At 37.6% G+C, this 9,666-nt stretch carries 11 protein-coding genes; 8 read left to right on the top strand and 3 right to left on the bottom strand.

The genetic code is table 11. The features are described 5' to 3' along the window. The coding region (locus AB4589_RS20275) for an IS5 family transposase (RefSeq protein ID WP_372101576.1) at window positions 1-439 on the bottom strand (439 nt) is incomplete at its 3' end. 717 nt (window positions 440-1,156) lie between these two features. Between AB4589_RS20275 and tpx the strand changes: the two genes are divergently transcribed. The 7 genes from tpx to AB4589_RS20240 all read left to right on the top strand — a co-directional run bounded on the left by tpx (window position 1,157) and on the right by AB4589_RS20240 (window position 6,512). Next, the gene (tpx, locus tag AB4589_RS20270) at window positions 1,157-1,654 is read left to right on the top strand and encodes a thiol peroxidase (protein WP_017100137.1); all 498 of its coding nucleotides are present in this window, start codon (window positions 1,157-1,159) and stop codon (window positions 1,652-1,654) included. Window positions 1,655-1,656: 2 nt separating this feature from the next. Continuing rightward, window positions 1,657-2,265 (top strand): redoxin family protein, encoded by a 609-nt coding sequence (locus AB4589_RS20265; RefSeq protein ID WP_017098654.1) that lies wholly within the window; start codon window positions 1,657-1,659, stop codon window positions 2,263-2,265. A gap of 577 nt (window positions 2,266-2,842) precedes the next feature. Continuing rightward, window positions 2,843-3,580: a helix-turn-helix domain-containing protein gene (locus AB4589_RS20260; RefSeq protein WP_241810843.1), complete on the top strand. Its 738-nt coding sequence runs from the start codon at window positions 2,843-2,845 to the stop codon at window positions 3,578-3,580. After that, window positions 3,555-4,085, top strand: a complete 531-nt coding sequence (locus tag AB4589_RS20255; protein ID WP_017098656.1) for a hypothetical protein — start codon at window positions 3,555-3,557, stop codon at window positions 4,083-4,085. The genes AB4589_RS20260 and AB4589_RS20255 overlap by 26 nt, the downstream gene beginning before the upstream one ends. Continuing rightward, window positions 4,066-4,863, top strand: coding sequence for a winged helix-turn-helix domain-containing protein (locus AB4589_RS20250; RefSeq protein WP_017098657.1), 798 nt, complete (start codon window positions 4,066-4,068; stop codon window positions 4,861-4,863). Before AB4589_RS20255 ends, AB4589_RS20250 begins: the two co-directional genes overlap by 20 nt. Continuing rightward, window positions 4,847-5,326, top strand: a complete 480-nt coding sequence (locus tag AB4589_RS20245; RefSeq protein ID WP_017098658.1) for a hypothetical protein — start codon at window positions 4,847-4,849, stop codon at window positions 5,324-5,326. The genes AB4589_RS20250 and AB4589_RS20245 overlap by 17 nt, the downstream gene beginning before the upstream one ends. Before the next feature lie 157 nt (window positions 5,327-5,483). Next, window positions 5,484-6,512 (top strand): GlxA family transcriptional regulator, encoded by a 1,029-nt coding sequence (locus AB4589_RS20240; protein ID WP_372101575.1) that lies wholly within the window; start codon window positions 5,484-5,486, stop codon window positions 6,510-6,512. A 477-nt stretch (window positions 6,513-6,989) separates the two neighbouring features. Here AB4589_RS20240 and AB4589_RS20235 read toward each other — a convergent pair whose 3' ends face one another. Both AB4589_RS20235 and AB4589_RS20230 read right to left on the bottom strand, forming a co-directional pair. Then, window positions 6,990-7,247 carry a hypothetical protein gene (locus AB4589_RS20235; RefSeq protein WP_017098660.1) on the bottom strand — a complete coding sequence of 86 codons (258 nt, stop codon included), beginning with the start codon at window positions 7,245-7,247 and terminating at the stop codon, window positions 6,990-6,992. Continuing rightward, window positions 7,237-7,632 carry a hypothetical protein gene (locus tag AB4589_RS20230; RefSeq protein ID WP_017098661.1) on the bottom strand — a complete coding sequence of 132 codons (396 nt, stop codon included), beginning with the start codon at window positions 7,630-7,632 and terminating at the stop codon, window positions 7,237-7,239. Before AB4589_RS20230 ends, AB4589_RS20235 begins: the two co-directional genes overlap by 11 nt. 376 nt (window positions 7,633-8,008) lie before the next feature. Here AB4589_RS20230 and AB4589_RS20225 point away from each other — a divergent pair, with 376 nt between their 5' ends. Continuing rightward, on the top strand, window positions 8,009-9,514 hold the full coding sequence (locus AB4589_RS20225; RefSeq protein ID WP_017098662.1) for an aldehyde dehydrogenase family protein: 1,506 nt from the start codon (window positions 8,009-8,011) through the stop codon (window positions 9,512-9,514). The last annotated feature ends 152 nt before the right edge of the window (window positions 9,515-9,666 follow it).

Here is a 9,666-nt window from a genome sequence, read left to right as displayed (position 1 = left end):
ACTTCTGGCAACCTACTGCGAGATTTCGGGGATGACCCCGCTCCCAGAAGGCAGCCCCTTCTCTTGGAGGAATAAGCGCAACGGCTCGCTTAATCTTAATTGCATCGTGACATGCTCTCGTATCATAAGCGCCATCACCAGACACCTCGTGGATACTTCGGCGAGTTTGTTTCAGTAAATTCGGGAGTACTTCTCCATCTGTAACTTTCGATAGACTTAGCTCGGCTGCAATAATTTCATGAGTGTTTGTATCCACGGCAATATGAAGTTTTCGCCAGACTCTACGTTTGCCATCTGTCCCGTGTTTTTTGACTTTCCATTCACCTTCGCCATAAACCTTAAGGCCAGTCGCATCAATCCAAAAGGTCAAAGAACCGCGGTTAATGAGTGATTGGTTGTATTGCTTCCAGTTGGTTGTTTTGTAACGAGGTTTAGGCATAGGGCTACGAGAGGGAGTGAATGTAGCTGATCAGATCGTAGGTTTTAGGTTTAGTTCCAATGAATTACGCAACAAAGCCTTCCATTCATAATCATTGGCAGGAAGGCCTTCGCTAAGGTCTGAGTCGAAATATCGAGTAAAAATGCAAATGTTTTTTTCATTCCCCTGTGTTTCGATTGTCAGTTTTGTCTTTATTTTCAAAATTATATACAATAGGACTAGCGAGCGTGACTGCAAAATCGTGGTTATAGGATAGTTAGAAAATATGATAATGAATTTAATCTATGGTCTAATTTCATTGTAAATGTAAGAAGTCACGCTGTCTTTGAAAGTTGACCAACTAAAACAGCATGACTGGGGGTTCTTTGTTTAGGAATGAATACTAATTCCTGAATACAGCTCGCTCATCGTTAAAGAATCAAAAAACAACGTAAAAAATCACGTTCTTTCCCTATGAATAATATTTAATTTTCGAAAACACACCTAAATACGAACACTCTTCAGAAACTCCACAGGAAAAATTAAATTATACACCAACCAAGCCAGTCAAATCGGACCAAAACAATGGGCATTTAGGACTTAACATCTTATTTATTAGAATCTTAAATAATAACAAATAGAATACAACACATCGGATTTGTTATTTATAAATATCAAATTACTATCTCGCCGCTCAATAATTTCTAACCAAAAAATAAACAATAAAAAGGTATTAACATGTCTATAACTTTTCAAGGTAACCCCGTTTCAATCTCAGGCTTATTTCCTAAACCTAATCAAGTAGCACCAAGTTTTACTCTCTGCGACAAAGAATTAAATAGCCTAACCTTAGAAAGCCTAAAAGGGAAAAATGTCTTATTAAATATTTTCCCTAGCATTGACACCCCAGTTTGTGCTGCAAGCGTTCGTACATTTAACGAGAAAGCCGCTAATTTAAACAATACAATCGTATTATGTGTTTCTGCTGATCTACCCTTTGCTATGAATCGTTTTTGTGGTGCAGAAGGCATTGATAATGTAACAACCGCTTCTTTCTTCAGAGAGTCATCATTCACTGAAAACTACGGTGTAAACTTAAATGAAGGTGCGCTTGAAGGATTAGCTGCGAGAGCTGTTATCGTTATCGGTCAAGATGGTATAGTCAAACATAGCGAATTGGTTTCTGAAATTACTACTGAACCAAACTATGAATCTGCGCTAGCGGTTTTATCATAATCATGCGTAAACTACTTATTGTTGCTGCCACCCTTTATTCAATAAACGCCTTCGCAAAGTTTGAAACTACTGAAGACGATGCTGGATTTGGAGAGACACAAGTCGTCACACTTGATAACACCACAAAGTTTGATCTGATTGGTACACCATTAGAAGTAGGCGATTTATTGCCTTCGGCTAAGATGTTGACTTCAGATTTAGAAAGCTATGATACTAGTGCGCAAAGTAAATCGATCAAAATTTATAGCATATTGACATCTGTTGATACACCTGTTTGTGTTCAACAAGCTATTGAGCTTTCTCAATACATAGAAAGCAACCATCACAAACTTCAAGACATTGAATTTTATGCAGTCAGTGCGGATACTCCTTTTACTCAACAGCGGTTCATTAGAGAGCATTCTCTTGACGGAGCGACATATCTTTCTGACTCTTCGGAACATAAGTTTGGCCTCAATACAGGAACTCAAATTAAGCAGTTAGGCTTACTTAGTCGAAGTATTATTGTAGTGGGTATGAATAACCAAGTCATTTATACCCAAAGAGTACCTGAACTTACAACTATCCCTAGTTTAGAACGAGCAGTGAAAGTTGCGTTAGAAAACCGCTAGACTCCGGAAATATATAAGGGGCATTAGCCTCTTATATATTAACCTAATTCCAATTATATAAATAACAATCAATAATGAAAACCATAAAAAAACAAAATATATTTATAGGGTTGTTAATCCTGGTATCATTAGGTGCTCTTAAACTAAAAGAATCATCTATATTAGAAGCATTAGTAGAAGAAATTTTAATTGAAAATTATATAATAAAATCAAAATACAACATGGCACTCCATCATTTCATTAAATAATATCAACTTAGTTACAACTGCCTCTCTCCAATAGTACACCGATGCAATCCCATAGATTAGTCAAGTAGAGTCGATATCATTATACATACGAACTCACAAGAGGAAGGCATCAACGCATCTCAATGAAACCAGACACATAAATGGAAGTAACTGTGCTGATTTAAGTATACCTTTCAAAGTTCTCGTTAAAAAACAAAGCAAAATTGCCCTCAACGCCTATAATCAATTCTTATTATAAACTCGAGTTCATACTATTTTACTAGTTGTTGTCTATTGAATAATTTGGTAAGTTTGTAATATTTCATTTAAAAACAACACCAAGTATAGGTATGCAGCTATCTATGTGGGATTTTAGACCTCATGAACACTCTCAACTTCGAAATAAAATATCAGGTGAAGAAAAGAGACTAACAAAAACAGAAAGCCAGTTATTATTGCTCTTACTGTCGAATAACCATCGAGTCGTAACTAAATCTGAAATTCACAAAAAAATTTGGCCGGGGAAATTTGTTTCAGATGCCAGTATCACACACGCCATTGCATCATTACGTTTAGCTTTGAATGATACAGTGGAAGCACAATGTATCATTCGAACCGTACCTAAAGCCGGTTACTTTGTCGCTTATAATAAAATAGCTCTAGTTTTAACTAACCAAGCCCAACCCGAGACTAGGCGACCTGATAAGGTAGTGGCTTTTAAGCTTAAATGTTCTTGGCAAGCTGGCGTAATAGTTTTATTAGTCAGCATGAACTGTTTACTGTTTTGGTTTTTGTTCATACCTTCACAAAGCGAACCTAAACTGAACATGTCAAGGTTGAACTCTCAAACTAACACCTTTACGATCAAGAACAACGATTTTCATAGTCAACAACTCTTAGAACAGCTGATTAGGCACCCTACTTTAAACAATGTGAATTTTTATATTGCTTCAAATAAAACTAGGATTTATGTAAGTTGCATTCACCAGAATGCATCATCACCTTACGGCCAAAGCATCAACTTTTCCATTGATGTTAAGCGCGCTATAGAGGGGATTAGCAATGATATTGTACAAAAATGCCAATAAACACTATTTGCTTAGCGTTGTCTTTTTACTTGCCTTGTTGCCTATTCAAATTTTTCTCAATGCATCGTTTATTCCTAGTTTTGCTCAAAACGTTAATACCCAAATAAGTAAAACAGTTCTGACTTACGGTGAGCAAATGGGAGATAAGAAATACAGAAAAATCGACTATCACTTAAAACCTTATCTATGGAACCGATTTCTATTAATGGCTTCTATCCATTTCGACAATGGAAAAAAACTGGACACACAATTTCTTATTACCTTTTGGCCGAAGTCCATTTATTCCATAAAATATATAAATCAACTGGTTAACACTCCAGAAACAGAATATTTTGATTTACCAGAGCAACATGCGCTCTTTGATGGCGGCGAAGAAAATTTTCAAACTTTGTTAGAAACCTCCCACCAATATTGTTACATCCAACTGTCGAACAACTCAGTTCAATGTGTCAATATATCTGAAAATAAAGAAAAAATTGACGTCAATGACAAGAAAACAACATAGCATGTGGATATTTAATCCAACCCTTAGGCGCCAGCTAACTAACCAAAGTAATGGGGAGAGCAAAAAATTGCACTCTACAGATTGCAAAATTTTAGAGCTTTTATGTCAAAATCAAGGCGAAACCGTTTTAAAAAGTACCCTAATCGACGTGGCTTGGCCAGGGCGAGTCGTCTCGCAAGCTAGTTTAACTCAGTCTATAGCCCACCTACGTATAGCTTTAGGTGACAATGGCCGACAACAAAATATTATAAAAACAGTCCCAAAGCATGGTTATTTACTGGTAAGCAACATAATAAGCCTTGAGGTGCCAATAGTTCTTGAACAAAACAACTCATCAACACCTAGTTCAGAAATAATCCCAGACACTCTCCAACCTCAAGACCATGAGAAGACCAGTCTATCGGCCCATCTACAATACCTTCAAAGATTCATTCTATTGACTCTCTCACTGTTATTTTTAGTTAGTCTCACTTGGTTAACGCGGATCATATATTACAATAGCACCACAGATCGTATTCAATGGAACCAGCGTGAACATTTGGGCGTAACGTACTATTTTACTGATACTAAAAATGGAGATAAACGTTTCAATGACCTCAAAGGGAGATACTCAAGTGACTTACGTATGCTCTATATTTCTGAAAACCCTGAGCAACTCTATGTATCGTGTGTTTATCAACCTAATAATTTACATGAACACAACACAATGAATTTTAGTTTTTCCCGAGACTATTCAATCGAGCAAGTAAGAGAGGAAATTAATGAACAATGTCGGTAAAGCCATTATTTTTCTGGTCTTGGCAAATATACTCGTCATTACGTTTATCTCATGGATAAATACCCTTAATCATCCTCTATTCTTAGATGGTCGAAACAACATCATGTTATTTTCTCATGGTCGTACATATAAAAAATTTGAAGTCGACTCCTTCAAAGAAGTAATTACCGTAGATCATCTGTGGGGAGGAGTTCACGATGCGCATTGTAGCTTATTATCCGAAGGCGAAAACAAAGCCCTCAACATCTATTACTCCGTTTATTTCTGGGGTGCAGACCTCTTTTCGACAACCAACGCGCTACGTAGCGCAAACTACACTCCCTCAACAGAACTTGATTTCACTGAAGCACACTTGATTGAGAATTCATCGGAACAATTTTTCCAGACCTTATACCAAGATAAGTATATTTTCTGTTATTCCAGTTTATTGACCGGCAGTGTCCAGTGTATCACGGCCGATTAATTAGAGTAATCAATCTAAATCATCAACAGATTTAGTTATAACTAAACGTGTTGATTATAAACATGTAAATATCAATGACTTAATTTATTCATTTAAAATCAATCTAATGACGAGTAATTTAAATTTCGGATTTGTTTATTAGTGTTCTTAAGGGTTTATGGACATAGTACTAGCAAATAGGACATATTTGAGAAACGTAATACTCATGATCAGAAAAAGAGAACCTTTAAAGATTACTGCACTCTTGTTAGAAGGAAGCCCAATCACAGCAATTTCGGGACCAATCGAAATGCTGACAATTGCTTCAATGCAAGCAGGATTACCAGCGCCACAGGTCAGTTATGTATCAGTCACAGGGGGGCCGACTCAATTCTTAGGGGGGCTAACAATTAACAGTAGTACGCATTGGGAATCCGTCGAACATACCGACATTTTAATAATAGGTGCTTGTGGTGACATAAATAAGGGGTCTTATGTCTTACCCAAAGAGGTTAAATATTGGCTAAAAAAACAAATTACGCAGTGTGAATTTGTTCTCTCTTTATGTACGGGGACATTTCTTCTGGCTGAGCTTGGGGTTTTAAACAAACGAAGCGCAACTACACATTGGGTATATGCTGAAGATTTTCGAAATCAATTCCCCCAAGTAAAATTCAAACCACACTTGAAAATAACTCATGAAGACCGATATATTTGCACCTCCAGCATTAAAGAATACTTTGCTGCAACAATTTTGTTAATTGATGCTTTGTTAGGCACGGCCCAAAGAATTAAATGTGAACAGTACTTAGGAGGTGATGTTTCAAAAATTAAGCGAATTTGTTTAACGAGCTTTGCTCAATACCATCAACATAGCGACAGTTTGATTGATCGGTTACAAGAGTGGATGCACAATGAAGACCCAAGCAGGCTATCTGTCGCTATGTGTGCAGAGAAAAGTTTTTTGAGTGAAAGGCAAATGAAACGTCGCTTCAAAGCAGCAACTGGCGAATCTCCAATGAACTACATACAACGTATTAGAGTGGTATTAGCGAGAGACAAGCTGGACACTACCAGCTTAAACATAGAACAAATATCCCAGCAAGTTGGTTACAGTGACACAAACCATTTTAGGTCGCTGTTTAAAAAATTTTACGACATGACGCCCACAGAATATCGCAAAACGACACAGGCTTATGAGATTTAAGCACCTTAATTCTAACTGGACCTAAGCCCTTAGCTAAAAAGGGAGTTATTCACTTGGATTGAAATGATTAACCCAATAATAAAGCTGGTATCTCTCCGGCTTTGAGCTCCACAGCCTTCATCAATTCAACTTTAAGAAAGTTGATGTCTCTCCGCCTACGCTTGTATCTGCAAGCGTTCAACGACAAACCACAAGGGAAAGAAAAGCGAAACAAAAACAAAGTCGACTAATTTACCTGCAAGAAATAAACGATGACGATCTTGGTGAGTCAAATGCGTATTGATTATAAAATTCAGGGCGAGTAATCATGTGGATAAAAAGTGGCAACTAACATTCACTAGATACACTGTTAGCTCGTAAACCGTAAAAAGTTCAGCCTTAGGTTCAATCTGACAAACATCGCTTAAAAAATAATGACTGCCAGATTAGGCCCAAGCAACTACTTTTGATGTGACATTTTTGCCACTCAGACAAATACTATTGAGAGAGTTTTTCTAAGACAGGGGTTATGGACCGATGAAGCTCACTGGACTCATATGCACCAGCTAATAATTTACTCGGATAAGCAATTGAATGGCTTAATACCTCACCAATATTGTTAATATGAATACGCTTATCAGCCACACAAGCACTCAAACATGTTCTAATAAATTGTTGGGATGTATCAAGCTCAAGCAAGCGTGCGCATCGCAGCGCTTCTTTGGTTCTTTCATAAAGCATTTCTTCAGATAACACGATTTACCCCTTCTCCATTCAATAGCATAACAATATGAAACTCTTCGCTTTTCCTCATCGCAGCAAGGAAAAGGCTCTCTCTCATTTCTCTTTGAATTATATTGTCGCTAATTACATACTTCGTCAAAACGTCAATCGCTTGTTGCTCGTTAATGTCTTCCTGACTAACTATCGCTGACAAGACACTTTTCGATAGATTTGACGAAATATCAAAATTTAGTTCTTTTGCCTTTACAATCATCGCTTTTATAACTTTGTTTTTTTGAGCTCTGATAGTACATATCTTCAGCTCATGCTTATCAAATGCATATCCAATGTCATCTAACAGTTGGCTCAATTCTTGATACACTTTACATTCCTCTAGTTCATTGTTCTTGTTCCTCATATGTTAACGTTATATGTTTAAAATAAAACAGTGAAACCAATTGCACCAACAAAACAAACCAACCAAATATCATGTAGTTATAAAAATAACACCATTATTACGTCCATAAGATCAGATATATATGTCCTATTTGGTTACTATATTGGTAATGATAGCGATCTATTTACATTGATAGAACTAGCATATTAAAATGAAATTCATTAGAAAAAGACATATACCCTAAGCATTCAAGACTTTTAGTTTCACGGTTAACATATAAACCATTGATTTAGTATGGCTATTTTTATTCTAGCTTAACCTATGGTTGAAGTTGCTTATTTTATTTTTCATGTGCGGGTGGATAATAACGCACAGAATCTAAAAAAAGGAACTGAAAATGTTATATGCACAACCAGGAACTGAAAATTCGATTGTCGATTTCAAGCCGCAGTATCAAAACTTCATAGGAGGGGCATGGGTAGCACCGAAACATGGAAAATATTTTACTAATACCTCCCCAATCAACCATTCTGTAATTTGTGAAATTCCAGCTTCGACTCAAGAAGACATCGATTTGGCAGTTAATTTTGCGCACAATGCGAAAAATGACTGGGCTTCAACATCAGTCACTGAGCGTTCAAACATATTATTAAAGATAGCTGAGCGTATTGAGAACAACCTTGAGATGCTTGCTATTACTGAAACATGGGACAATGGGAAACCTATTCGCGAGACTCTCGCCGCTGATATTCCACTCGTTGTCGACCATTTCCGCTATTTTGCTGGATGCATTAGAGCTCAAGAAGGTTCCGCTGCGGAACTAGATTCACAAACCATGACCTACCACTTCCCAGAACCTGTTGGTGTTGTAGGACAAATTATCCCATGGAACTTCCCACTCTTAATGGCCGCTTGGAAGCTGGCACCCGCGCTGGCTGCTGGCTGCTGCGTAGTATTAAAACCAGCGGAACAAACTCCTGCATCAATCTTAGTATTGATGGAGCTCATCGAAGATCTAGTCCCTGCCGGTGTAATCAATGTCGTAAATGGCTATGGTTCAGAAGCAGGTCAAGCACTTGCTACACATAAAAAGATTGCTAAAGTAGCCTTTACTGGCTCTACAGAAGTTGGACAGCATATTCTGAAGTGTGCCGCTGAGAACCTAATTCCGTCAACAGTCGAGCTAGGTGGTAAATCTCCAAATATTTTTATGGCTGATATATTTGATCACGAAGACAGTTACCTTGATAAGTGTATCGAAGGTGTCTTGTTAGCTTTTTTCAATCAAGGTGAAGTCTGCACGTGTCCTTCTCGAGTTTTGATTCATGAATCAATTTACGATCGCTTCATTTCACGTTTGCAAACTCGCATGAAAACGATCCAACAAGGAAACCCACTCGATACCGACACACAAGTTGGTTCACAGGTGTCACAAGAGCAATTTGACAAAATTCGCAAATACATAGCTCTTGGTCATGAAGAAGGTGCCGAATTACTTATTGGTGGTAACAGCAATGAAGACAATGGTTACTTTGTCGAGCCTACCCTCTTCAAAGGAACTAACGATATGCGTATTTTCCAAGAAGAGATTTTTGGCCCAGTCGTTGCTGTTACTACATTTAAGGACACTGAAGAAGCTCTGGCAATCGCCAACGATACTGAGTATGGCTTAGGTGCTGGAGTATGGACACGTGACAACAATCTGATTTCACATATGGCGAAAAATATACAAGCTGGGCGAATTTGGGTTAACTGCTACCATGCTTACCCTGCTCACGCTGCGTTTGGCGGCTATAAAAAGTCCGGGATTGGTAGAGAAACACACAAAATGATGCTAGACCACTACCAGAACACCAAAAATATCATCGTTAGCCACAGTGTTAATCCTTTAGGCTTCTTTTAAAAATTAAGCTAATTGTCTGCCCGAAAACCTAATGGGCAGACAAACATTTGGTTCATTATATTTATGGTCTAAGCCATGCCCATTTCCTTGACCCCTTTACAATGCAAGACTGAAAAAATATCCGCCTTCTTAGTGTCAACGCCAGTTTAAAA

Origin of the sequence: Vibrio sp. 10N.222.49.A3, assembly GCF_041475145.1 — a bacterium.
In the GTDB taxonomy this organism is placed as follows: domain Bacteria; phylum Pseudomonadota; class Gammaproteobacteria; order Enterobacterales; family Vibrionaceae; genus Vibrio; species Vibrio tasmaniensis_A.
This window is presented reverse-complemented; position numbering and strand designations above follow the sequence as displayed.

Bases quoted from the DNA above. Each gene is read 5' to 3' on its own strand.
- tpx (WP_017100137.1), top strand. From the start codon at position 1,157: ATGTCTATAACTTTTCAAGGTAACCCCGTTTCAATCTCAGGCTTATTT.
- AB4589_RS20265 (WP_017098654.1), top strand. From the start codon at position 1,657: ATGCGTAAACTACTTATTGTTGCTGCCACCCTTTATTCAATAAACGCC.
- AB4589_RS20260 (WP_241810843.1), top strand. From the start codon at position 2,843: ATGCAGCTATCTATGTGGGATTTTAGACCTCATGAACACTCTCAACTT.
- AB4589_RS20255 (WP_017098656.1), top strand. From the start codon at position 3,555: ATGATATTGTACAAAAATGCCAATAAACACTATTTGCTTAGCGTTGTC.
- AB4589_RS20250 (WP_017098657.1), top strand. From the start codon at position 4,066: ATGACAAGAAAACAACATAGCATGTGGATATTTAATCCAACCCTTAGG.
- AB4589_RS20245 (WP_017098658.1), top strand. From the start codon at position 4,847: ATGAACAATGTCGGTAAAGCCATTATTTTTCTGGTCTTGGCAAATATA.
- AB4589_RS20240 (WP_372101575.1), top strand. From the start codon at position 5,484: ATGGACATAGTACTAGCAAATAGGACATATTTGAGAAACGTAATACTC.
- AB4589_RS20230 (WP_017098661.1), bottom strand. From the start codon at position 7,632: ATGAGGAACAAGAACAATGAACTAGAGGAATGTAAAGTGTATCAAGAA.
- AB4589_RS20225 (WP_017098662.1), top strand. From the start codon at position 8,009: ATGTTATATGCACAACCAGGAACTGAAAATTCGATTGTCGATTTCAAG.